Origin of the sequence: Arthrobacter sp. efr-133-R2A-120, assembly GCF_030209835.1 — a bacterium.
Classification (GTDB): Bacteria; Actinomycetota; Actinomycetes; order Actinomycetales; family Micrococcaceae; genus Arthrobacter.
On sequence record NZ_JARVRF010000011.1, the window covers coordinates 163,983 to 187,760 of the forward strand.

Annotated in this window: 24 protein-coding genes; 14 read left to right on the top strand and 10 right to left on the bottom strand. The window is 63.7% G+C overall.

Features of this window, described 5'->3' with window-relative positions:
* Positions 1 to 234: 234 nt before the first annotated feature.
* Positions 235 to 1,203: an ATP-binding protein gene (locus tag QRN52_RS07535; RefSeq protein WP_284752111.1), complete on the top strand. Its 969-nt coding sequence runs from the start codon at positions 235 to 237 to the stop codon at positions 1,201 to 1,203.
* A 16-nt stretch (positions 1,204 to 1,219) separates the two neighbouring features.
* Positions 1,220 to 1,318 (top strand): hypothetical protein, encoded by a 99-nt coding sequence (locus tag QRN52_RS24005; RefSeq protein WP_502869698.1) that lies wholly within the window; start codon positions 1,220 to 1,222, stop codon positions 1,316 to 1,318.
* A 384-nt stretch (positions 1,319 to 1,702) separates the two neighbouring features.
* Here the strand turns inward: QRN52_RS24005 and QRN52_RS07540 are convergent, their stop codons facing one another.
* Complete coding sequence (locus tag QRN52_RS07540; RefSeq protein WP_284752112.1) at positions 1,703 to 3,511, bottom strand: AfsR/SARP family transcriptional regulator; 1,809 nt, start codon at positions 3,509 to 3,511, stop codon at positions 1,703 to 1,705.
* A 23-nt stretch (positions 3,512 to 3,534) separates the two neighbouring features.
* Between QRN52_RS07540 and QRN52_RS07545 the strand changes: the two genes are divergently transcribed.
* Both QRN52_RS07545 and QRN52_RS23920 read left to right on the top strand, forming a co-directional pair.
* Complete coding sequence (locus tag QRN52_RS07545; RefSeq protein WP_284752113.1) at positions 3,535 to 4,194, top strand: redoxin domain-containing protein; 660 nt, start codon at positions 3,535 to 3,537, stop codon at positions 4,192 to 4,194.
* Between the two features lie 79 nt (positions 4,195 to 4,273).
* The gene (locus QRN52_RS23920) at positions 4,274 to 4,414 is read left to right on the top strand and encodes a hypothetical protein (RefSeq protein WP_350225133.1); all 141 of its coding nucleotides are present in this window, start codon (positions 4,274 to 4,276) and stop codon (positions 4,412 to 4,414) included.
* A gap of 333 nt (positions 4,415 to 4,747) precedes the next feature.
* Here the strand turns inward: QRN52_RS23920 and QRN52_RS07550 are convergent, their stop codons facing one another.
* Positions 4,748 to 5,290 (bottom strand): hypothetical protein, encoded by a 543-nt coding sequence (locus QRN52_RS07550; protein WP_284752114.1) that lies wholly within the window; start codon positions 5,288 to 5,290, stop codon positions 4,748 to 4,750.
* 433 nt (positions 5,291 to 5,723) lie between these two features.
* Here QRN52_RS07550 and QRN52_RS07555 point away from each other — a divergent pair, with 433 nt between their 5' ends.
* Positions 5,724 to 5,867 carry a hypothetical protein gene (locus QRN52_RS07555; RefSeq protein WP_284752115.1) on the top strand — a complete coding sequence of 48 codons (144 nt, stop codon included), beginning with the start codon at positions 5,724 to 5,726 and terminating at the stop codon, positions 5,865 to 5,867.
* Between the two features lie 786 nt (positions 5,868 to 6,653).
* Here the strand turns inward: QRN52_RS07555 and QRN52_RS07560 are convergent.
* From QRN52_RS07560 to QRN52_RS07595, 8 genes are all read right to left on the bottom strand, one after another.
* On the bottom strand, positions 6,654 to 7,307 hold the full coding sequence (locus QRN52_RS07560; RefSeq protein WP_284752116.1) for a YoaK family protein: 654 nt from the start codon (positions 7,305 to 7,307) through the stop codon (positions 6,654 to 6,656).
* Between the two features lie 375 nt (positions 7,308 to 7,682).
* The gene (locus tag QRN52_RS07565) at positions 7,683 to 8,177 is read right to left on the bottom strand and encodes a cupin domain-containing protein (protein ID WP_234750503.1); all 495 of its coding nucleotides are present in this window, start codon (positions 8,175 to 8,177) and stop codon (positions 7,683 to 7,685) included.
* Between the two features lie 204 nt (positions 8,178 to 8,381).
* Entirely contained in the window at positions 8,382 to 9,164 is a 783-nt protein-coding gene (locus tag QRN52_RS07570) for a creatininase family protein (protein WP_284752117.1), read from the bottom strand.
* Positions 9,161 to 10,510: an FAD-binding oxidoreductase gene (locus QRN52_RS07575; RefSeq protein WP_284752118.1), complete on the bottom strand. Its 1,350-nt coding sequence runs from the start codon at positions 10,508 to 10,510 to the stop codon at positions 9,161 to 9,163. The genes QRN52_RS07570 and QRN52_RS07575 overlap by 4 nt, the downstream gene beginning before the upstream one ends.
* 94 nt (positions 10,511 to 10,604) lie before the next feature.
* Complete coding sequence (locus QRN52_RS07580) at positions 10,605 to 11,801, bottom strand: ABC transporter substrate-binding protein (RefSeq protein WP_284752119.1); 1,197 nt, start codon at positions 11,799 to 11,801, stop codon at positions 10,605 to 10,607.
* Positions 11,802 to 11,886: 85 nt separating this feature from the next.
* Positions 11,887 to 12,762, bottom strand: a complete 876-nt coding sequence (locus tag QRN52_RS07585; RefSeq protein WP_284752120.1) for an ABC transporter permease — start codon at positions 12,760 to 12,762, stop codon at positions 11,887 to 11,889.
* Positions 12,762 to 13,541 (bottom strand): ABC transporter ATP-binding protein, encoded by a 780-nt coding sequence (locus QRN52_RS07590; RefSeq protein ID WP_284752121.1) that lies wholly within the window; start codon positions 13,539 to 13,541, stop codon positions 12,762 to 12,764. Before QRN52_RS07590 ends, QRN52_RS07585 begins: the two co-directional genes overlap by 1 nt.
* Positions 13,538 to 14,827, bottom strand: coding sequence for an amidohydrolase family protein (locus QRN52_RS07595; RefSeq protein ID WP_284752122.1), 1,290 nt, complete (start codon positions 14,825 to 14,827; stop codon positions 13,538 to 13,540). The genes QRN52_RS07590 and QRN52_RS07595 overlap by 4 nt, the downstream gene beginning before the upstream one ends.
* Positions 14,828 to 15,003: 176 nt before the next feature.
* Here QRN52_RS07595 and QRN52_RS07600 point away from each other — a divergent pair, with 176 nt between their 5' ends.
* From QRN52_RS07600 to QRN52_RS07640, 9 genes are all read left to right on the top strand, one after another.
* Positions 15,004 to 15,693, top strand: a complete 690-nt coding sequence (locus QRN52_RS07600; protein ID WP_284752123.1) for a helix-turn-helix domain-containing protein — start codon at positions 15,004 to 15,006, stop codon at positions 15,691 to 15,693.
* Positions 15,690 to 16,667, top strand: a complete 978-nt coding sequence (locus QRN52_RS07605; RefSeq protein WP_284752124.1) for a PDR/VanB family oxidoreductase — start codon at positions 15,690 to 15,692, stop codon at positions 16,665 to 16,667. Before QRN52_RS07600 ends, QRN52_RS07605 begins: the two co-directional genes overlap by 4 nt.
* Positions 16,668 to 16,714: 47 nt before the next feature.
* Entirely contained in the window at positions 16,715 to 18,010 is a 1,296-nt protein-coding gene (locus QRN52_RS07610; protein ID WP_284752125.1) for an amidohydrolase family protein, read from the top strand.
* Between the two features lie 571 nt (positions 18,011 to 18,581).
* Complete coding sequence (locus QRN52_RS07615; RefSeq protein WP_284752126.1) at positions 18,582 to 19,265, top strand: tyrosine-type recombinase/integrase; 684 nt, start codon at positions 18,582 to 18,584, stop codon at positions 19,263 to 19,265.
* A gap of 475 nt (positions 19,266 to 19,740) precedes the next feature.
* Positions 19,741 to 20,859, top strand: a complete 1,119-nt coding sequence (locus QRN52_RS07620; protein WP_284752208.1) for an amidohydrolase family protein — start codon at positions 19,741 to 19,743, stop codon at positions 20,857 to 20,859.
* Positions 20,860 to 20,889: 30 nt separating this feature from the next.
* Positions 20,890 to 21,903, top strand: a complete 1,014-nt coding sequence (locus tag QRN52_RS07625) for an amidohydrolase family protein (protein WP_284752127.1) — start codon at positions 20,890 to 20,892, stop codon at positions 21,901 to 21,903.
* A complete protein-coding gene (locus QRN52_RS07630) occupies positions 21,900 to 22,382 on the top strand; it encodes a Rieske (2Fe-2S) protein (RefSeq protein WP_284752128.1) in 483 nt (160 codons plus the stop codon). The genes QRN52_RS07625 and QRN52_RS07630 overlap by 4 nt, the downstream gene beginning before the upstream one ends.
* Before the next feature lie 3 nt (positions 22,383 to 22,385).
* Positions 22,386 to 23,237: an HpcH/HpaI aldolase/citrate lyase family protein gene (locus QRN52_RS07635; protein WP_284752129.1), complete on the top strand. Its 852-nt coding sequence runs from the start codon at positions 22,386 to 22,388 to the stop codon at positions 23,235 to 23,237.
* A complete protein-coding gene (locus QRN52_RS07640) occupies positions 23,234 to 23,764 on the top strand; it encodes a MaoC family dehydratase (RefSeq protein ID WP_234754838.1) in 531 nt (176 codons plus the stop codon). The genes QRN52_RS07635 and QRN52_RS07640 overlap by 4 nt, the downstream gene beginning before the upstream one ends.
* The last annotated feature ends 14 nt before the right edge of the window (positions 23,765 to 23,778 follow it).

Consider the following 23,778-nt stretch of genomic DNA (forward strand, 5'->3'; position numbering starts at 1 on the left):
TGCGAGCAGGGGAGTGCGGCGAACGGTGGCGAACTAAATTGACAAAGGACAGGCAGGGCACGGCTCGCCGAATTTAGCTGAAGCTTCAAGTATTCTGATGACGGTGTATGTTCGCTCTCGAACTATTGACTGCTTTGCGTCCTGTAACCTGCGGGCGGGTTGGTATCGTGAGATTCACAGGATTCACAGGATTCATAAGATTCATAAGATTCATCGACATTCACAGGAGCAGGTGTGGGGAACCCTTTTCGGCCGACGGCCGGGGCGACGCCGCCGGATCTTGTCGGGCGCGGCGGTGTGCTGGACGAGTTCGCTTATGGTCTGCGGATCGGGTCGGGGGCGCCGGGGCTTCTGACGATCTTTACCGGGGCGAGGGGGATCGGCAAGACCGTCATGCTAGGTGCCGCTGATGACCTCGCCGTGGCCGGTGGCTGGGCGGTCGTGTCCGAGACCGCGACCGGCGGATTCCTGGGCCGTATCGGGGAGGCAATGCGCAGGCTGACGAACGAACTGGGGGACGGGCCGACGGGCCGGCGGGTAACGGGGGTGTCGGTGGCCGGGTTCTCGGTCACGACCCAGCTTGCGCCGGAGGAGCAGGTCGATTGGCGGGCGCGGGGAGCGGTGCTTTTGCGTTTGCTGGCGGAGCGGGGGACGGGGTTGGTCATCACGGTGGATGAGATTCATGCGGCGGACCGGGTGGAGTTGTCCCAGCTTGCCGCGGATGTCCAGCATTTCATTCGCGAGGGCCTGCCGATCGGGCTGATTTTCGCGGGTTTACCTGCGGCTGTTTCCGATTTGCTGAACGAGGGAGTGGCCACGTTCCTGCGGCGCGCGGACCGGATCGATCTGCACGCGGCCTCGATCGCGGAGGTGGAGCGTTCGTTCGCGGAAACCTTCGCCGCGGCGGGCGTGGCCCTGGACGGTGAGCTGGCCAGGGTCGCGGCGGAGGGCACGGGTGGTTATCCGTTCTTGATCCAGTTGATCGGCTATTACCTTTGGCAGGAAGCAGAAAAGGCCGCGGGCGGTCTGGATGGCGCCGCTGTCAGCCGGGCGGTGACGGCGGGCCGGCGTCGGAACGAGCGGGTGGTCATTGAAGCGGCGCTGTCCACGACGTCCGGGCGGGACCGTGATTTCCTGCAGGCCATGGCCGAAGATCCCGGGCCGTCATCGACGTACCGGGATGCGGCCGAATGCCGTCGGTAACTACCGGACGCGGTTGATGGATGCGGGTCTGATCGAACCGGCAGGTTACGGGATCGTGGACTTCGCCATCCCTGGACTGCGCGAATACATGACCGCTGGTCCGGCCAGGAAATAAGCCGCGCGGCCGGCAGAAGTGCGGATCTCCGTCGTCCATAAGTTGTCATTCCCGGTGCGTTGACAGTGTCAACACCTTTGCCTTCGGACCGGGTCGTACATCGGCCGGATCGGGCCGGATTCCACATGTTTCCGCAGGTCAGGGGCCTTTGGCCCCTGACTGTTGACGGAGCACGGCTGGGCATGAGGCTTGGATGGCAAGCGGCGTAAAGCGCCCTGGTTGCGCGGAGGACCCGCCCAGCGACCATGGTGCGTCGGAACGACAAAACAATGAAGGTCCTCCGGGCCGCCCATGAATGGCCGGGCTCCGGGCTCCCGCCTCCCGAACACCTCTTGGAGGCGGTAGGCCTCGCCTAACAGTTGGATACGCTGCACTGAATACCGCCTAGCCGGCAAGAGACTTCCCGGTCGTCGTTAGGGATCTCTGTGCTGCTCGCGCGAGGCAGCGTTGCTCGTCTTGGCGCCTGCCGAGTTGGGCAAAACTATCCGCCGCCTCCCGAAACAGGGCGATGGCTTGATTCTCGTGACCCTCAGCGCGGCGCAGGACGGCTCGTGCTTCCCAGAGTGCGGCGTGCCATGGTCCGCCAGGCCACATGCCGGCGAGCTGTTCGGCCTGGGCGAGACGGCGGCGGCTGGCGGCCAGCTTACCTGCGAGTGCGTAACTCCTCGCTGCGGCGACTTGATAACCCATCGAGCACGGCGGACAGACGCTCCTACCGGCCAGAGCAGCGTCGGCTCGCTCGATGATGTGGACCGCTTGCGCCGGAGAACTGGCTGCCTCAGCGAGCACTCCGTACAGGCGTACAACCAGGTGTGGCTCAAGCCACGTGGACGCGGCGGCAGGCAAAGCGCGACTTGCTGCCCGAGCGGCCTCCTCGGTCCGATCCTGCGCGAGGTCAACCTCAGCCAGTCGTTGCAGTGTCACGATCTCGCCGGCCCGGGCCCCGGCCCGCCGGTGCAGCTCGAGCGCCGACTGGAGCAGGCTGCGCGCGTCGCCGACTTCACCGGAGAACAGTGCCGCTTCGCCCAGTAACAGGTCGGCGATGGCCTGACCGCGCACCGAGCCTGCTCGCTCGGCGATCGCGCGCAGACGCTTTACTCGCCGCGCAATGTTCCGATGCCCGTCCGGCCCGCACAGGCAGAACTCAGCGAGGCACAACTGAGCGTCGAGAATGTAGCCTGAGCGCTCGGAATCGTGTCGTGTGAATTCCACGAACTCGGCCTCGAACATCTCGGGCCATCGGTTCTGCATGTTCGCCGCGATCGCCAGCACTGCGCTGGCCTCGCCGATCTCTCGGCCTAGGTTCGCTTCCATGGCCAGCTCGCGCGCACGCCGGGCGCATGAGGTGGCTTCGGAGAGGTCGCCGCTGTTCAGGGCGATGAGTGCTCGCGCCAACGTCGCCCGCGTACGATTCTCCGCACGCCGGCTGTCCTCGGCGATGGCCTTCTCGTAGATCGCGACCGTCGCCGCCCCTGGGCCGACGCCCAAGTCTGCCCGCAAATGCCGACAGAGTCGCTCAAACTGGCGGATCGCTCCCTGACGATCACCCGCGCCAAGTGCGCGAACCATGATCGCCCGGTGGGCATCCTCGTCCGTTGGCTCGGCCAGCACCAAGTCGTCCCACCGAGCTGCAGCCTTGAGCAGACTCAGGTACAGCGTGCGCAGCCGATCGCGGGGATCCTCGGCCCACACGGCGAATCGATCGTCAGGAAGCAAGTCTCCTCCATACAAGGCGAGCGCCTTGGACGTCCCTGCAGATGAGGCGAGCGCGTCACGCGCGTCCGCTTCGAACCGTTCCGCGTCAATGGAGACCTCGGTGTCGGGCAGTAGAAGCAGCAAGTCGCCGCGCGCTTGCACGGCCTCGGACGAGCCGAAGGCAGCGCGAGCGAAATGCATTGCCTTGCGTAGGTTCGAAGCAGCAGCTTGTGCGCTGAGATCGGGCCAGAGCAGATCCGCGACGACATCCCTATGCAGCCGGTGCCCTTCCGCCAGGGCGAGGATCTTGACGAGCCCTGCGGCCTTGGTGCGATTCCACGCCTCCCCTGGAACAGTCCGGCCGTCAACAACGACACGGAAGGTGCCCAGCATGACGACGGCGCACGTCTCCATGCCCTCATGGTAGTCCGGGGGAACGGTGGGGGAACAGGGTCGCCTTACCGTCAGAAGTGACGGCGAGCCAATTGGCTCCGTCATCACATCGCAACGCCCAGGAGGACATGATGGGACTGCAACTCGGTGAGATCGCACCCGATTTCTCCGCCAAGACGACAGCTGGAGACATCCGCTTCCATGACTGGCTCGGAGACGCGTGGGGAGTGCTGTTCTCGCACCCGAAGGACTTCACCCCGGTCTGCACGACCGAGCTCGCCTACATGGCCAAGATCAAGCCCGAGTTCGACCGGCGCGGAGTCAAGATCATCGGCTTGTCCGTGGACTCGACAGCTGATCACGAACGGTGGGGCGCCGATATCGAAGAAACGCAGGGAACTCGCCCCAATTACCCGGTGATCGGCGACGAGGACTGCACCGTGGCGAAGCTTTACGGCATGCTCCCGGCAACCACGTCAGGGGACGCCAAGAGCCGCACGCCCGCGGACAACCAGACCGTCCGCAACGTGTTCGTCACCGGGCCGGACAAGAAGATCAAGCTGATCCTCGTCTACCCCATGACGACCGGACGCAACTTCGACGAAGTACTTCGCGTCATCGACTCGCTTCAGCTCACTGCGAAGCACCGGGTGGCGACGCCGGTCAACTGGAAGCAAGGCGAGGACGTGATCATCGCCGGCTCCGTCCCGAACAGCGAGGCCCGGGAGATCTTTGGCGATTGGAAGGAGCCCAAGCCGTACATTCGAATCGTTCCGCAGCCGGTGTGATCGCGCATAAGAGAGGACACTGCCATGACCTTGGACCAGTCTCCGCAAGAATGCCGATCGGGGACCGCTTGTCGTCAGTATGTTGTTCGCATTCCCCCTTGGTTTGATCCGGGGCTATATGACGCGCAATTCGGGCAGCATTGTTCCTTCGTCTCTATTCCACGCGGGCGCGGACATGCCGATTTGCTTGGGATTTCTGTCTTACGTCTCTAGCTTCTGAGAGATTGCTCGGCTCTGACGACCTCCTACGGAGGGGTGGGTCGTTTGGGCGTGGGAGCGTTGGCTTGGGCCCCTTAACTTGAGCAAGCCAATCGGACAGAGGCACCTTCGGCCGACGGCTCCGTGGCTGGCTTCTGACCGCTTATCAAGATGGACTTCCCAGGGGACGCAAAGTTGGCAGATCCATCGCAGGAATTTGTGTAGCTCCTCCCCGTCGCAAGCAGCGGGGAGGAGTTTTGCCGGGGAAGGGTGGCGCCAACGGCCGTTTCAATGAAATTCGCGGGTCGTCGCTGCGTATCGGCGGCTACAGGGAATTGGTTTTGGTGCGATGCCTTTACGAGATGGCGGCGCAGACGTCCACGGCCTGGCCGGAGGTGTCGTCGACGGAGAGCACGTTTTGGGTCGCGATTGAGTCCAGTGTGACCACGATCCGTCCGGTGTACTGGGTTACTCTGGGGCCGGTTGCGTCGGTCGGGAAGAAGATAAATCCGTTGTGGCCGGTGGCTTCCAGGGTGACGGTTCCGTTCGAGTTTTGGATGAAACGGTCTACGGATCCGGAAGTGTTGACGGTATAGGTTTTGCCGTTGCTGAGGTTGGTGTAGGTGAGGAGGACTCCTTTGCCGACGTTGAAGATGCTTCCGTTTTTGAGGGTCACCTCGGTGATCTGCCCGTTCGTACCTTTGATGTCGACGGCGAATGAACAGCCTTGTCCTGCCGGGATCTGCAAGTCGAAGTTTTGGAGCGAGGGCGGGCGGCTGACGTCGGCGCTGGCCGGTGCGGCGGCGAGCAACAACGCGGCGATCGCAGCCCAGGGGGCGAGGCGGCGGGTGGTTTTTCCGAGCACGATGGTCTCCTGAATGTCTAGCAGCGAACGCATCACCCAAGGGTGGAGACCATGCGTTTCAAATGACGGCAACGGGGTGAACCCTGACCTGACGGCGGCAGTGCCGCCCGTATGCGGCCGGCTTCGATGCCCAGCGCACGGGAAAGACTTTACTCAATTCGGTGGGGAAGCGACCGAGTGCTCCTACTTGTTAATCGCGGTCCGTTTCCTCGCTTTACCCTTGCTTACTTACGCGCACGGTGTGGGGTTGGAGGCCCCCTCCAACCCCAGGACGCACTGCAGTCCCGGAACGGGTTCCGCATCCGTGACGTCGGGCTGCTCGCCTCCGACTTGGTGCGCCCAGGGACGACGGTCGTGGGCACTGGAGCCTATCCTCAACTGTCCCTGAAGCCCGCAGCACTCCTCGAGTCCGTCACCCAGGTTTCATCCACTCATCGAAGGCAACAAACGCACCGCCTGGACGCTCATGTTCCTGATGCTCTGGATCAACGGCTACCGGCACGACTTCAGCACCGACGAGAAATTCGACCTGGTTGTGGAAGTGGCCGCTGGCGACATCGACTTGCAGCGCAGCGCCATCCTGATCGAGAAGCACCTGATTCGACGATAGGTCCTGTGGAAGTGGCCAGGCTGATGGCCCGGAATTCCCGATGGACAGTCGGTGGGGGTCTGCGGGGCTGGATTCGGGCTGTGCACAATGTGCACACACTCTGGCCGTCGGACAGAGCCGTACTCGGCATGTTTTCAGGACTTCCCACTGTTTCCAAGGCCCGGAATGCAGTTCGAGTCCCACCTCGGGCACGTTTTCCCACCTCAGGGGGGCCTTTTGGGCCTCTGAGTGTGCACACAAAACCTCGTTTTGTGTGCACACGAAGCCTAGAATTCTTGCCAAGGCCAGCTTTTGGGAGCGAAAAAAATCTGACGGATCGACTTCGTTCACGGTCCGCTGGCGCAACCCCGAGACGCGTAAGCAAGAAGGAATCACCTTCTCCACGGCCTCCGAAGCAAAGACCCTCAAGCGGCTGCTCGATGCAAACCACCAGTCATTTGAAATCGCTCAGTACGCGATGGTCAAGAGCCAAACCAAAGCGCCAACCGTCGCCGCCGTTATCCAAGAACGTATTGACCTTTTGGGGCGACCTTCTGTCGGTACGGCTGTGATGCTGCGGTACCGAAAGGACAATCCTTGTCGGAGCGTGCAGCTCCGTCTGGTGAGAAGGCCGAGGACGATGCAAGGTTCCTGACTCACGCCGAGCTCCGGTTGATTCTTGAGGGCATGGGGGAGCGGTACGAGGCGTTTACAGAATTCTTGGTGATGACTGAACCCGGTTTGGCGAGGCGACCACGCCGCCAAGGACGTAGGCCCGGATCATGTTCATTTCCCGCTCCAGGAGTGTCAGTCCGTTTGGGCACCGCTAGATCGCCCATTCCACCTGAGGTGTCCAGTGACAGTCATCCCTATCGTGAGGCAGCTTGCCGCGGCCATGGCCAGGCCTAGATGCACATGCTGTAGTGCCGCTCCCGTCAAGGCTCCGGCGAGGATGGCAGTTACTGCGGCGAGCCTTCGATTCCACACTCGACCCTTTGGCCGGCCGACCAATGACTCCCCCGCGAAAGAGACCAGGGTCGAAGTGACCACGACCGTCGTCATGTCACGCACGGCGAGCCTCCGCGCAACGCAGGCCTGGAGTCCCATCTCGAAGGCCATGGCCGTCGCGAATACGTTCTTCCGCATAGGGCTGAGTTGCCCGTCGAGCAGCCAGGCGGCCGCACTTACTGTCATGAGTATGAGGCTGGAAGCCCCCAGAATGGCTGACACCCGCCAAGTCCATCGGAGTTCGGGACCGCGCAGAACCCACCCGGCACCCGCAGCCCCTGCGCTGAAGCCTGCCAAAGCGATCAGCGGGCCGAATAGAGGTAGGCCCGAGCTCCCGGCCAAAGCCATGCCGATGATGACGATGTTTCCGGTCATATTGCCGACGAAGACCTTGTCGAGGCCAAGGTAGCCGACAGCGTCTCCGACGCCCGTCGCAAATGTCAGGACGATCATCAGCCAAATTTTGAGAGCCTCTCGATCGGCGTTATTGGACGAGTTTTTCGAAGTCTGAAGAACAGACAATATGTTCAGCCTTTCGGGACGGCGATTAATCTACCTCCGCCAAGTGGAAGAGGCCGCTGGGGTCAGGGACTCGCCCTTAACAGGTAGCGGGTGGGGTTCTGATAGAGGATGATGGCGGCGTAGCGGGTGGCGAAGGTCGCAGATTCGCTCCTTGAGTCGGACGAAATCCGGGAGCCCGTTCAGTGGCGGTTTGGTTGGCAGCATCCACGCGCGCGACCAACGGCGGACATGCTGCCCACGATCAATTCGGGTCAGGTTTCAGATTCATCGCGGTGAGATCTTCGGCTTGCTTAGCCCGACCCGGGCTCAGACATGTCGTTGTCCATGAAGCGGGTCGGCGACCACTTTGCCGATTGGGGCGAGTCCGACGAAGATCGCGGCCTTGTCCGGTTCCTCAAAGTCAACCGTTCGCCCCGATGTGACAAGGTCTTCGAAGCCTTTCTTCATGGACCCCATGTCGTTTGCCATTATTGTCACCGCATACAGTCGCTCAGTCTCTGAAGTGTTGCGGATGTGATGTACGGATCCGCTTGGAAGTATTAGTACGTCTCCCGACTTGATGGAGACCGTGTGCTCGTCGCTTACGGCTTCGCCTTCACCGTTGAGGATGATGAAGATTTCAACGGAATCCGGATGGGAATTGGCCGGCTGCACGCCCCGTGGTTCCCAGATTTCAAAGAAGGCGCTTGTCGGAGAGCCGTCGGACGGCCCGGTTAGCGGTACGAGCTTGACGGTGTCGCCTGGAGAAATCGCGTGTGCGATCAGGTCGTTTAGGTGCTTGAGGATTGGCGCATCGGCCATGGGGTCCTCCTTCAGGTCATCGAGTGCGTTCTGCAAGCACCGCGTCGGGTTCGGTGGTTAAGCCAGAGCACTGCCCGCATGCGCAGATCGTGGCATTAAAGGCAGCGGGCGTTGATGTGGTAGCTGCTTCATCGACGAGCGATGCTCACTTCAACGGCGCAGTTGGTCCGCTGGCCGACGGCCGGAAGGTCACGGAAGAATTGATCATGCGTCGCCCCCGGCCGGCCGGAAACGAGAGATTTCATCCAGCGCCGCGGCGGCTTGGGCGACCGCTGCCTCGAAGAGGGCAGCGCCGTCGGCTGCGTTGGCCCACCTCGGATCCCCCACCACCCCACTGGGACCGAAGTCGTTCGAGAGCCAGCCAAAGCTGACGGGTTTGGAATGGAATCCAATGTAATCCGCTTCGGCTATGTGGGCGGGTACATTCCGCTCCGCGAGCGACGTGTCCACCAGGTCGGGGCGGATGTGCATGATGAGCGAGGTTTCGGAGTGGCCGCCGTGGATGCCGAGCCCGCACTCTTCCTCTGGCGGCTCCACGCCGTCGGCCGATGCCCGGACTCCCATTAGAAAGGTGTTGAGGCCGAAGCGGCGGCGGATCTCCCGCAAGGCCACCTGCAAGAGCGCTACATTGCCGCCGTGCCCGTTCAGGAACACCAGCGTCCTGGCCGGGGTGGAGGCCACGGACCGGCCGATGTCGATCACGGTCTTCATCATCGCGTCCCAGCTGAGCCACACGGTTCCCGGTGCCCAGGCGTGTTCGTCCGATTTGGTGTAGGCCAGGGTCGGCAATATCCAGACGTCGACGCCGGCGGCAGCCGCGCGCTCTACGGCAGCGTTGCCCACCGAGTCGGCCAGGAGATAATCGGTTATCAGGGGCAGGTGCGGGCCGTGGTGTTCGATCGCGCCCGTGGGCACCACGATCACTGACGATGGTGAGAGGATCGAAGCGGCGGCGGGGCCGGAAAGTTCTGCGAGATTGCGAGTCATCGCTGGGCCTCAACCGACATGAGGCCGTGCGGCTGTTCTTCGTCGTTGATGAGCTTCCCGGGGTTGAGGAGCCGGAAGGGGTCGGTCACGGCGGCGAGATCCTTGGTTCTCTGGACCTCGAAATCGACGAACCATTGGTGCGGGTTGTGGACGCGCACCCCCAGGTTCTTGAGCCGCTCCAGGCCGGCCTCCACTTCGGCCTTGCTTTCGTAGCGCCCGGCGAGCTGGCCGATCGGGTAGTCGCGTTGTGCCTCGATGTGGAGCATTCCGCCGGGGTACACGGCGTGGACCTCGTCGATGCGTTCAATCAGGGCATCGCCTGCCACTTCGACGTGGAAATAGGTGTCAGGGTGCGCCTTCTGTAACCACTCGATCGGATGATTGTAGGAGATCATGCTGAGTTTGATGACCGCCTGAGGGCCTTCCCGGACGTCTTCCACGTGCCCGCCCGCCTGTTCGACGAGGGCGGTGGCAGCGGGCAGGGCGGCCACGTCCAGGATGGCGCGCAGGCTGGCCCGGCCAGCCGGGATGGCCGCATCGACGGGCAGCGCGGCGGCGAGCATCGGCAGGTCCGCCGAGACGAGGCGCGGGGTCGGCGCGACCTGCCCGAGCTCGCGGATGATGGAAAGCGCCCCCTCGAAGGCCGGGAAGCTCGCGTAGAACGCGCGCCATTCGCGCAGCGGTTCGAGTTTTACGGTGGTGCGGACGATGATGCCGGCGGTGCCGTAGTTGTGAAGGTAGCTTTGGGCTTCTGGGCCCTCGACGTGGATTAGCTCGGGATTGGGGACGGCGTGAACGACGTCCAGCGCGATCACGAAGTCCCCCTGGGCTATGACACCATGCTCGATGGAGCCGGTGCCTCCGGACCCGCCGGAGAGGAAGCCGCCGATGGTGCTTTGGGCGGTGGACGGGTACATGAGCAATTCCTGGCCAGCGGCGCGGGCTGCTGTTTCCAGCTGGATCATGGTGGCCCCGGCGTCGGCCGTGACATAGCCGTCCCCGACGTCGAGAATGCCCTTCGCCCGCGACACGTCGAGGACGAGCCCGCCTGGCATCGGAATTGCCTGGCCGTAGTTTCCCGTGCCCTTGCCCCGCGGGGTAATTGAGACACCGTGGCGCACCGCCGCCCCCACTGCCTGGACGATCTCATCGGCAGTAGCCGGGAAGGCGACAAGGTCCGCGAGGCCGAGCGGAAGCTGCTCCATGATGACAGGTGAGAGCTTGGCTCCGTCGATCGAGGCCTTCTCACGCATCGCAAGGTCGGTGGTGACCCCGCGCTCGCCCAGAATGCCGCGCAGCTCCCCGGCCAGCGCGTCGATCGTTGTTTGAGGGTAGGTGTAGTTCATGATTGCCACTTTCGTTATGGAGAGACCGCAGCAGGCGCCGGCCGCGCTGTCGAAGGCACGGCCGGCTACTGGTCCCGCGTTGCTGTTTTCGGGGCTATTTCAGGCCGATTGAGGTGTCGATGTACTTGTTGGTGTAGATGTCTTCGGCCGTGAGGCCAGGTTTGGGGGTGCTTCCCGGCTTGGTGAAGAGCGGGACGGATTGGTCGAGGATCGTCTTCACCCGATCGGCGTCGAAATCGCCTAGCGTGGAGTTGTTGCCGTTGCCCACGATCTTCTGTTCGATCATGGTCTTCACGGAGTAGTCGGCGACGCCCTGGGAGTAAGCCCACCCGGTGTTGTACTCCTTGACCAGGTCAAGGATGAGGCTCTCAACGGGCTTGGGGTCCTTGAAGAAGTCCACCTCGGCCTGCTGGAGCACGGGCACAAGTTTGGCGAGGCATCCGCCCAGCTTGGATTCGTCGGCGGACCGGACGGAGACTGCGGCTTGGTAGATCTTCCATCCGGCGTCGTTGATGAGCTGGTAGGCTACAGGCTTCTTCCACGCCGACACTTCGTTTTGGTAGATGTATGGTTCGGCGCTGGCGAAGCCCTGCTGGGCGTCTTTGCCTCCTCCGGCGACGAAGTTGGCCGGTGTTCCGTCATAGCTTCCGTCAAGTACCTTCTCGGAGAGGATGCCCTTCGCCGTCATGTATTTCATCCAGCTGGCGCTGCCGAAGTAGCGCACGACGCCGCCGTTTGCAGCAAGTTCGGGGCCGAGTTCAGCAATTGTCTTGGCCTTGTATGTATTGGGGTCCCACATGATCATTTGGGGGTTGATATCCATTGGAGCGAACACCGCCTTTGTGGGCATCGTCGCGGAGAGCTGGACTGCTGCGTCGGTGTTGATGTAGCCGAGGGTGATGGCCGGGTCCTGGTACATCTGGGCCGCCACGCTTTGGAAGCCGATGGCGGGACCGCCGGAACGGATCTCCACATTGACGCCGGTGGGCTTGCCGCCGGCGTAGAGGGGGCCGGAGACGGACTTGTTGCCAGCGTCGATCGTGGGGTTGGGACCAAGCAGCTGGTAGAGGTGGCCATGTTCGCTCTCCGGGTTCCAGTCGGTCTGGATCACGACGTTGGCCGGGCAGCCGGCGGCCTTCAGGTCAACCGAGCCGATGGTCTGGTCTGCCGCGCTTGCAGCAGGTGCCGTGGCGTTCGAGGCGCCGCAGGCGCTGAGCGTGAGCGCTGTGAGCGCCGCGACGCCGGACAGGAAAATGGCGCGGGTTGAGGTGCGGGATGTTGGGCGTTGCATGTGTCTCCTCAAGTGGGAAAAGTCCTGAATGGGTAAGCACGGGACGTGCACGGTGAAACATTTGTGGGGTGGGCGGGCGCGGTCTTTAGCGGGCGTCGACGTCGTACCAGGCGCCGACCACGAACTTGGTGATCAAGCCGAACAGCCAAAAAATCACGACGCCGAACAGTGAGGCGGCGATGATCGCGGCGAACAGTTCGGCGGATTCGACGCGTGATTGGTAGTTGCTGATGAGGGAGCCGATGCCGGGGGTGCCGCGGCGGAAGAAGAAGTCTCCGACGATGGCGCCGACGACGGCGAGGCCTGCGGAAATGCGCATGCCGGCGAAGACCGCCGGCAGGGCAGCTGGCAGTTGGAGCTTGGTCAGGACCGTCCAGCGGCTGGCTTTCTGCAGCCGGAAGAGTTCAAGCTGGGAGCGGTCTGCCGATTGGAGCCCGAACAGGGTGTTCGAGACGACGGGGAAGAGCGCGATCATGACACACACCACGGTCCGGGAGAAGAAATCGAAGCCGAACCAGAACCCGATCAGGGGCACCAAGGCGAGGATGGGGATGCACTGCAGGATCACGGCGTAGGGAAACAGCGAGCGTTCGATCCATTTGGCCTGTGACATTGCGATGCCCCATGCCATACCGATGACGATCGCCGCAGCGAGACCGGCGAGGGCGACGGCAGCGGTCTGTCCCAGGCTTGCCAGGATCTCGCCAAGGACTTCCGGGGCCAGGAAGCCTTTTCTGACCACCTGGTCCGGAGGCGGCATGAGGAACCGTCGCTTCTCGTCCAGCACCAGGTAGCTGACTGCGTACCAGAGCCCCAGGAGCACGAGGGAGACAAGCACGGGTGGAACCCATGTGGCCGTCTTGGGCCTGCGAACCCGAACATCGGGCGTCGTTCGCTTGATGGGGGAAGGCCCGGAGGCCATGGCTTTGGGGGACTTCTCGGGGTTGATCGTGGCTGACATCAGTGGTGCCCCTCTCGGAGTGCGTGGGAGACGTCGCCGACCAGGGCGGCGAACTCGGGGGTGAAACGGATGTCAGGGTCACGAGGCACAGGGAACGGCACCTCAAACGTGCGCACAATCGCTCCGGGCCGGCCCGACATGACCACCACCTTTGTGGAAAGGTACACGGCCTCGGAGACGGAGTGGGTGATGAACAAGCCCGCAAAGCGGCGCTCGGCGAAGAGCCGAAGAAGTTCATCGTTGAGCCGCTCGCGCGTAATCTCATCAAGGGCTCCGAACGGTTCGTCGAAGAGGAACAGTTCCGGGTCCAGGGTGAGTGAACGGGCCAGGGAGGCCCGCATCTTCATGCCGCCGGAGAGCTGCCGCGGAAGGTGCTCTTCGAAGCCTTTGAGCCCGACCAGTTCGATGGCCTCCCGGGCTTTCTGCGAGCGGATAGCCCGGGGCTCCTTCCTTAACTCGGCCAGCAGTTCGACGTTGGATTGGACGTCGCGCCACGGTAGCAGGGTGGCATCCTGGAAGACGTAACCGATCCGGGACGTGGCAATGTTGACGGTTCCGTGGGAGGAGCTTTCCAGCCCGGAGGCGATGCGCAGCAGCGTGCTCTTGCCGCAGCCGGAAGGTCCGACAACGGTTACGAACTCACCCTGGCGGACCGTGAGGTCCACGCCCGAGAGGGCGACGGTCCCGTTGGGGAAGGTCATTTCGACATCCTGGAAATCGAGGAGCGTCGTCCCCTCGTTCCGGGTTTCCGACAGCGCAGCTGCCTGTGTTTCGGTCATGCGGAGTACCTCGGTTCCATGGGGGCTGAAAGTTGACGCAGACTTGCGGGGGTGGCGATGCGGCGCGATATTTCGCTGTGTGCCACGAGGCGCCCCGCGTGGATGACATATCGGTCAGGTGAGGCATTTGCGACCACATCGCCGATACTGGTGCCGCGGATGGCCACTAGCTCGGCGTCCGCGCCCTCCACCGGGCCGGCCGCGGGCATGCCCATGACGGAGCGGGCGCCGCCGGAAACTGCCTGATAGGCCTCGGCAGGCGTCAGATGCGCGGCGACAACGAGCAGCCCTGCCGTTTCGAAGGCGTCGCTTCGCCCTACAGGGTTGAAGGGGTCGCGGACGTTGTCGGCCCCGGCACCCAGCCGGGCCCCCCGGTCAAGGAGCGTTCGGACTGCAGTGAGGCCGCGCGGCGTCGATGCCGGGTGGTCCCAGCCTTGAAGGTAGAGGTTGGTGATGGGGAGGGTGACTATGCCGAGGTCGCTCGCGAGAATCTCGTCAATCACACCGTGGAGGCCCTCCGGTTCGAGGGTTCCCAGTCTGACGCAATGCCCGGCCGTCCTCATCCGCCCCGCTGGCCATTCGCGGACAAGTCGGGCGAACTCGACGATCGTGAGCTCGCCATCCAGGCTCTCGTCCGTGTGAAGGTCGACGCCGACGCCGCGGCGTTCGGCGAGTGTGATCAGTCGGCGCAGATCTGCAAAGGGGTCTGCGCTGAGATGTGGTGATCCGCCTACGAGGTCGACTCCGAGATCGAGGGCTGCTTCGATGTCGGCGTCCGGGACCTCGGAACCTGCAAGGGCCACTAGTTCGAGGTCCATGAGCCCTTCGAGCTCCTGGCGGACAGCAACAAGGGCTTCGACGCCGCGGAGGGGTGTGTCTCCGAGCAGGACGTCGACGTGGCACCGCACCGACGTGGTGCCGTTGGCGAGCAGCGTGAGCGCCGCTTCAAGGGCCCGGCCGCGGATGTCGTCGACGGTCATTGTGGAGGCGTGGCGGCGCCACGCCTCGATCGCGTCTCGCAGATTTCCCAGGGGAGGCCGGATGGCCTCCGCGGAAAATGCCTTGTCAAAGTGAGCGTGCGGTTCGGCGGGGGCCGGGAGGAGCATGAAGCCGCTGAGGTCTATCTCCGCTCCGGAGCCGGACGGCCGGCCCTGCCCGGCGGCCACGACGCGGCCAACCCGGTTTCCGTTGATCTCTACGTCCCGGACGGTTCCGTCGGGAAGCGTAGCTGAACGAAGGAGCGAGATATGGAAAGGCAGCTGGTGCATCCGGTCCTCCGATTTCATTGCTCTCGATGTGTGGCAAAATGTTGATACACTCAACATGTTGATAGCTTCAACATACGGTGGTTGTGTTTCGCCCACGTAACAAGTCGGTTTCCCGACGGTGAATCAGCCGGGGTCCTGCACCACGGCTGGTGAAATTACAGTTCCATAGTCCTGAAGGACCGAAAGGAGTCACGGTGAAAAACCCGGTAGACGTTGCGCGATCCGGCGGCGAAGGCACCGGCCGGGCCCCCGCCATTGACAGGCAGATCGCACTGATGGGACGGCGCGTCCGTGTGCTGCGCAAGGACAAGGGACTCACGCTGGTCCAGCTCGCCGGAGCAACAGATCTTTCGCATTCCTTCCTGAGTCAACTGGAAAGGGGTCTTGCCCGCCCGAGCATGTCGTCGCTGGATCGGATCTCCCACGCATTGGGCATCAGCCAGATCGAGCTGATGCTCGCGGCGGAGTCCCGCGGCGCGTCCTCGGACGACCACGGCAGCGTCCACGTGGTCCGGGCCGACGAAGGCGTCCGCGGGCCGACGCGCAAGGGCGAGGCCCGTACCCTGGCCCGAGGGAACCGGGGAGTCATGACCTTGGAATGGCGCGACTCCAGTGTCGAACCGGGCAGGTTCTTTGTGCATGACGAGGACGAGTTCCTGTTCATCATTTCCGGCAGCGTGCTGGTGGACCTGGACGACCGCGGGTGCGAGCTGCTGCATGCGGGGGACTCGATCCACTACCCGGGTGGCACCCGGCATCGCTGGAGCTCACCGGATGGCAGCGTCTACCGTGCCATCGTCGTCAAGGAAGACCGGTCGTTGACCGGCGGGACCGGCGACGTCCACTTCGAGCGCGCGGACGCCGATCTGGACAGGAAATCATGAGCGCCGAAAACGTCGAGGTGTTCGAGGTCAGCGTCGCGGCACGCCGAGAGCTTGCGGCGGGGGTCGTGGCCTTCGAGCTGGCAAGAGCAGACGGCTCGGCCCTTGCCCCGTGGACGCCCGGTTCACATCTCGATGTCCTGTTACCTGGCGGGATAGAACGGCAGTACTCCCTGTGCGGCGGCACGAGTACCGGCTCGCCCTGGCGGATCGGAGTATTGCGCAAGCCCGGCGGCCGGGGCGGCTCCATCCAGTTGCACGACTCCGCCACAGTTGGGACCAAACTGCGCGTTCGGGGCCCCCGCAACCACTTCCCGTTCGCACCCGAAGCGGGGGCCCGAATCATCTTTGTCGCCGGCGGAATCGGCATCACGCCCATCCTTCCCATGGTCCGCGAGGCAGCTGCACGGGGCCTCGACTGGACCCTGCTCTATGCCGGGCGCTCCCGGCAGACCATGGCGTTCGTGGACGAACTGCTCGCCCACCATCCGGAACGGGTCCGGATCCACGCCGCAGATGAAGGTCAGCGGCTGGAACTAAGCGTTCTTGCGGCCGACAGCCGTCCAGGACCCGGTGCCCGGCTTGCCGTCTACGGCTGCGGACCCGCCCGGCTCCTCAACGGCGTCGAGGACGCCTTCGCCGGCCATCACGGCGTAAGCGTGCATCTGGAGCGTTTCACCCCGAAGGAGAACGGCGCTCCGGTCCATAACGGACCGTTCGAGGTGGAACTCCAGCAGACAGGTGTGACCGTCACAGTGACCGAGGGCCGCACGATCCTGGAGGCCGTGGAAGAAGTCGGGGCTTTTGTTCTTTCCTCCTGCCGCGAAGGTACCTGCGGCACTTGTGAGACCTCCATCGTCTCCGGAACGGCTGATCATCGAGACTCCGTTCTGACAGCGGCGGAACAAGCCGAGAACCGCGTGATGATGGTCTGCGTCTCGCGCGCGGCGTGCAGCCGCCTCGTGCTCGATCTCTGACCCCAGCCGCCACTTTCACCCAAACGACCACTATCCAGGGAGTCCCCGTGCTCACTATCACCAACGCCGAACGGATCTTCATCGACGGCAATGAGGAACGCACCGGCCCGCTGCATATCAGTGAAGGTACCGTGGTGGGCGCCGACCCCGCCCAAGACGACGGGGAGGTCCTTGACGCCACCGGTTGTGTAGTCACCCCCGGCCTGGTGAATGCGCATCACCACCTCCTCCAATCCGCCTTCCGTACCCTCCCGGGCACCCGAGGCGCGGCGATGAGCGAATGGCTGCCCACCATGGCAACCGCCTATGATGCGGCCAGTGTCGACCCCGAACTCGCGAGTTTTGCGGCCTCAGTGGGTGCCGCCGAGGGCTTGCTGTGCGGGGTGACCACCGTGGCCGACCACCACCTGAGTTGGCCCCGGGGCGCCGACACCGTGTCCATCGCCCGGGCAAGCGCCGAGGCCGTCCGCCGGATTGGCGCGCGTCTTGCCTTCGTACGGGGAACCGCAGGCGATGATCCCCAGGCCGCTGCTGCCTCCGCGGAGGATATCGTTTCGGCCTTGCTGCCCGGCACCACCAGCGGGGTGAGCGGCGATGGCATGCTCCAGCTCGCCGTCGGGCCCGCCGGAGTCCACAGCGACGGCCCCGAAACGTACAAGCTGCTCGGCGAGGTGGCCCGCCGGCACGGGCTGCGTCGCAGGACCCAATCGAACGAGCAGGTGGACGTCGGAATTGCCCAGGAGCGCTACGGCCGCCGCCCTCTGGAGCTTCTGGAGGACTGGGGCTGGCTTGAGGACGATGTAACCCTGGCCCACCTGTGCGGCGTCACGCCCTGGGAGATCTCCCGGATTGCCACATCTGGCGCAACCGCGACCCATGCCCCTGGCTGCGACCTCCCCATGGGCTGGGGAATCTCACCGGTCGCCGCACTGCTCGACGCCGGCGTGAAAGTGGGCCTCGGCACGAGCGGTGGCGGCTCGAACGACGCCGGCCACCTCCTCGCAGATGCACGGCTGGCCATGCAGATTGCGCCCCTTGTGGGCCGGGCCGTTTCCGCCCGCGAGGCACTCAGCATCGCCACGGAAGGCTCGGCACAAGGCCTTGGCCGCCCCGAACTCGGCCATTTGCGGTCCGGGGCCGCAGGGGACTTATGCGCGTGGGATGTCGCAGGCATCGCCGACGCCGGCGTCGCGGATCCCGTTGCAGGGATCTTGTGGGCATCGCCCGGGCGCCGGCCACGCCATGTGGTGGTCGCGGGCAGAGTGGTCGTCCGCGACTTTCAGCTGGTCAACACGGACGAACACGAACTCGTCACGGCCCTGCGCCGACGCGTGGGCCGATAATCCTGGCCCTAGTAGCCAGGGTCGGCCGCTCGGCGATGAGGAGCTCTCACGGGTTTCTTTCGCGCCGGCGGGACTGGATCCGCCAAGGCCTGCCGGACGGTGTCCCTGCCGACCTGATACCGCTTTGCCAACCCGCCGATCGACATGCCCTCCACACGGGCGTCTCGGCGGATCTTGGCAAGTGGTCGTCGCATCGAGGAGTGGACCCCGTGCACGATCTTTGAAGATGCATCCAGCAGCGAATGATGTTCTTGGCTACTCGAACCTCACCGACTTGCTGACAAATTGCGGCGTGCGCGGCGCAAGGGGTTCTAAGCGTGGAGCCCAGGCAAGGCAATGTGAAGCCCGGAGGTAGTACCTGGTCGGCCAAGTCAGTCCCGGAATGACTTGGGCAGGATCCGGTGCTATCAGCAGGACTGATCCCGCCCAGATGGGTTCTTGCAGCGCTTCCAGCCATGCGGTTTGGACATGACCGAAACGGTCCCAGTTGATGGTGATCCACGAACCGGTAGGTTCTCGGGCGTCAACGCTGAGGACGGTGATTTCCGCCGTCGTGCCGTGCGTTCGTCTGATGTTCCCAGCGGCATTCCAGCAGGCGCGCCATCGCGTGCTGTCCACAGGCAATACTAACGCTTCAACTGAGGCGGAAACGAATGACCTACTCACCGCCCCGGACGCAACAACGTGGAGGGGGCGACGAGACAGGACACTTTTGCTGATTGCCGTTGTCACCGGTCTGCGGGTCGGCGAATTGATCAACCTCACCGCCGCCGACCTGCACCTGGACGCCGGCGCCTATCTCTCGTGCCAGGGGAAGGGCCGCAAGGAACGCATCACCCCTCTGGACAAGAACGCCCGGGCCCAGCTGAAGGCCTGGATGAAAGAACAGCGACCGCAGAGGCAGGACCCACTCTTTCCCGGCATCAACGGCCGGAAACTGACCCCCGATGGAGTCACGAAACTCATTGCCCGACGCGTCAAGACAGCCACCATAACTTGCCCGTCGCTGGCGACGAAGACCGCATCACCTCACACGCTCAGGCACACCTGCGCCATGCGACTCCTGCAATCCGGCGTTGATATCGCCATCATCGCCCTCTGGCTCGGACATGAACATATCCGCACCACCCAGATCTACCTCCACGCGGACCTCGCCCTCAAACAACGTGCGCTCGACAAAACAGCCCCGCCACACACCCAGGGCGGGCGCTACCGCCCGCCCGATGATCTCCTCGCCTTCCTGGAAGGACTGTGATTATGGAGAAAACGCCCCGGCCACACGTCCGCCAGGACGGTGATCCGCGGCCGCACTCTGCATAATCACAGGCTCTGCATAATGGCTGCAGTATGACTTTGGCGACGGGCCACGCGTCGGCGGGGTGAAGACCATCCTGTTCGTGGCCTGGCTGGCGTTCTCCCGGGATTCTGGTCCTGGTCCCGGGGAAGTGCTCATCGATGATGCGGGGCTGCCGGGCGTGGCCCGGCCGTGGCGTGCGGCCTCGATCGGACCGGACGGGCCGTGGTGGACGATGACGATCTGTTCGTCGGGCCCGGTGCCGTTGCAGCGGACGAACGGGGTGATCGACGGCAGGCTCATCAGTTCCTTCTTTCAGATGGCGAGCATGATCCCAAGCGAGACCGTGCGCCGTTGGACGAGCATCTCAGATGATTGCAATTCTGCACCGTTTGAATATAATCATGATCATAGACTAATCACGGAGGTTGAGATCATGACAACGGCGTTGAATCCACCCGGCAGGGATCCCATCGTGGACTGTGACGTGCATCCGATGGCACGCACCACCGAAGACTTCTATCCGTATTTGACCGCGCATTGGCGTCGACACTTCGAGGAGCGTGGCGTACGTACCTACGCCCGGGCACGCGACCGGTACAACCATCCGGCCGACACGCAGCGGCTGGACGCCTATCCCGCCGACGGGGGTCCCGCGGGGTCAGACCCGGAACTCGTCATTGAACGGCATCTGGACCCGTATGGCATCACCACGGCGCTCCTGCTCCCGCAACAGCCGTACGGCACCACCGCGTGGGGTGACATTGATGCCGCGAACGCCTTTGTCAACGCCACCAATGACTACTTCGTTGAGACCTGGGTCGACCGTGACCCCCGCTTCGGCCTCGCCATCACTGTTTCACCTCACGATCCTGCCCAGGCCGCGGCGGAAATCCGCCGCCACGCTGGCACGCCTGGCGTAGTCGCCGTGCAGCTGCTCGTCATGGAGCGGATGCTGGGGGATTCCTGGTACAACCCGATTTACGAAGCGGCTGTCGAGACCGGGCTGCCCATCGCAGTCCACCAGAGCGGGTCCGAAGGCTGCTACACGTTCTCCCAGGGACCTGCCGGCGGCGTACCGCGTTCATATGGTGAGCGTCACTCGGTGCTCACCCAGGTTGGTGCGGCCAACGTTGCCGACCTCATTGTCAACGGAACATTCGAGGCGTTTCCCAGCCTCAAGGTGGTCTTTGTGGAATGGGGCTTCAGCTGGCTGCCTTCTTTGATGAACCGCCTCGACCTTTTTTGGGAGCGTGACCCGGGCGGCGCGCTGCGGATCAAGAAGAAGCCGAGCGAATACATTCGCGAACACATCACCTTCACCACCCAGCCTCTTGATGAGGTTGAGACGCAGGCTGAGCTGGATGCCCTCTTCTCGCCTGCCGGGGTCTCGGACGTGTTGCTTTTCAGCTCCGACTATCCCCATTACGACACCGACGACCCCTTCTTCGTATTGCACAACAAAATCCCCGAAAGGTTGCGTCGCGCCGTGTGCTACGAAAACGCACTCGGTGTGTTCGGCGACAAGATCTTCCGTACCCCGGTCACGCTCTGAGCTATGACATTGCAGGAAAGACAGTCAACCATGATCATCGACACCGACAGGCATGTCGCCGTCACCGACTATCGCGACGTGCTCGCGTACTTGGACAAGTCCTGGCAAAAGCACTTCGAGCGCAAAGAGTTCCTTGGCTCCGTGACCGAGGCGAGCAATCACATACGCGTGTCAAGCAGGTTCGGCGACGAACCCGTCTCTGCCGCCGCACTTCCCGAGGCGGACAAGGTGCTCCTGATGCCGCACCAGGCGCTCACCGTGAACGGGTGGGCTGACGGAGTGGCCGCCACCGAATTCTTGTCCGGTTTCAACTCATTAGCCCGCGACAAATGGTCGTCAGGCAACAACGTACCGGTCATCGTGGTTCAGCCAGGGGATCCGGGGTGGTCTGCGGCGGAAATCCGGCGCCGCGCCGCCGAGCACGTATTTGGTGCCATCGCTCTCCCTCTCGGGGCAGGCCTGCTTGGAACGAGTCACTACGACCCGATCTACGAGGCGGCTGCCGAGACGGGACTCGCCATCATCGTGCATTTCAGCGGTGTCGAGGGCCTGTACGCCGGCGCCCAGCCGCTTGGAGGCGGCGTCCATTACAGCGCACTCAGCCGTCAGGTGCTCATGTCGCAGCTCGCTGAATCCAATATCACCAGCCTTGCCTTCGAGGGCACCCTCGAGAAGTTCCCCGCGGTCCGGTTCCTCTTCTCAGGTTTCGGTTTCAGCTGGCTGCCATCGCTCCTGTGGCGGATCGACCGCGAATGGCGCACGTTCCGATATGACGTTCCATGGGTGAAACATGCGCCCAGCAAATATGTACTCCAACAGGTGTGGCTGAACACCTGGCCCCTGAAAGAAGCAACCATCGACGGCGACTGGGCGCGCCACTTCACGACCGACGCGCTCCGGAGCCGCATCGTGTTTGGCTCGCATAGTCCCTTCGACGGCGATGCTCCCGGGGACGTCATCAAGCAACTGGGCCCGGACGACGGCGCCCTCATTCTCTCCAACGGTGCCGCTTTGCTTCCCCGCGTTGAAGCGGTTACGCCATGAGCGAATCCCAGCCCAGCACACTCGCCGCCTTGCGTCGAACGGACCCGGTCGCCGGCCCCTCGACAGAGGACTTCGAGTATGTGTGCGAGTACGACGACATGGTCCTGGATGAGTTCCGGAGCGTCGAGATCGGCGGCCGCGAGGTGTGCGTGGTGCGCACCCTCGCCGGGGTCTTCGCGATCGGTTCGAAGTGCCCGCACCAGGCCGCCAACATGTGTGATGGCGCCATCAAAGGCACGATGGAGCCGTCGGAGCGCAACGAGTATCACTTCGCACAAGAAGGCGAGATCGTCACCTGCCCCTGGCATGGATACGAGTTCAGCCTGCGAACGGGTGCCAGCGTGGGCGGTGCGCTCAAAGGCCGGCTGGGCGCCTACCAGATTGAAGTCCGCGACGGCGCAGTTTATTGCAGTCCCCGCCGTGTACGCCCGGAAAGGCCCGCGCGCGCGGAGCGTCCAGCCCGAAAGGCGGGGGAGTAGCTCATGCAAGAGGGTCTGTGCACGCTGCTGTTCGTCCCTGCCGACGACGCACGCAAGGTGAACAACGCGCTCGGGAGCGGCGCCGATGCTGTCATCCTCGACCTCGAAGACGCGATCTCCCCTCAAGGGAAAGACAACGCCCGTCGTCGTGCCCGCGGGATTCTGGACGCCCGCATCGAAGGCGGTCCGGCGATGATCGTCCGGATCAACGCCCCCGACACGGGCTGGGGAGTCTCCGACCTGGAGGTGCTCAGCGGCGCAGCCCCGGACTCCATCATGGTCCCGAAAGCGACTCCCCGCATGCTGGGCCTCCTGCCTCTGACGTGCCCGCCCGTGATCGCGCTGGTGGAGACTGCCCAAGGGGTTGAGGAGGCCGCCGGTGTCGCCGCTGACCCTCGCGTCGTACGCCTCATGCTCGGTTCAGCCGATCTTGCGGCCGATGTCGGGAGCGAGTTGCGCGCCGACGAACTCGACCTGCTCTACCCCCGGTCGCGGGTGGCGATGGCCTCGGCTGCCGCCGGGATCGAGGGACCGATCGACGTCGTGCATCTGGACATCACCGACGACGACGGCCTTGTTGCCGCCTCGGGGCGGTCACGCAGCCTGGGTTTCACCGCGAAAGCCTGCATCCACCCGCGGCAACTCGGCCCCGTCAAGGCCACCTTCACCCCGGGTGAGGATGACATTGTGCGCGCCCTGGCCGTCGTCGAGGCCTACGAGCAGGCCCAGATAAACGGCCACGGGGTCGCGACGGTGGGAACGAAACTTGTCGACCTGCCAGTGCTGCGCAGGGCTCAACGCACCCTGACCATCTCGGGCATCTCCGCCCGTCCACTTATTAAGGAGAACCTATGAGCACCGATACCGTCATGGCACCCAAACAGTGGCGCGGCCGCTTCTTCGAAGACATGGAGGTGGGAGACGTCTACCGGAGCCGTCTGGGGCGCACCATCGAGCAAACAGACAACACGTGGTTCACCCTGCTCACCATGAACACCAACCAGGTGCATTTCAACAGTGAGTTCGCCGCGAAGACGGAGTTCAAGGCCCCGCTCGTCAACTCGTGCCTGACCCTGTCGATCGTGGTGGGGCTCTCCGTGTCAGACACGAGCGAGAACGCCATGGCGAACCTCGCCTGGGACAAGATCTCCATGCCCAACCCTGTCTTCGCCGGTGACACCCTGTGGGCCGAAAGCGAAGTGACCTCCAAACGCGAATCGAAGTCGCGCCCGAATCAGGGCATCATCGGGATCCGCACCCGGGGCATCAACCAGCACGGCCAGACCGTCGTCGAATACCAGCGCACGTTCATGATGTATCGCAAACATGCCCCCCAGGCGGTCGAACAGTTTCCCGAACCGACCTCGGAATGGAACGTCTAGCCACAACACCAAGG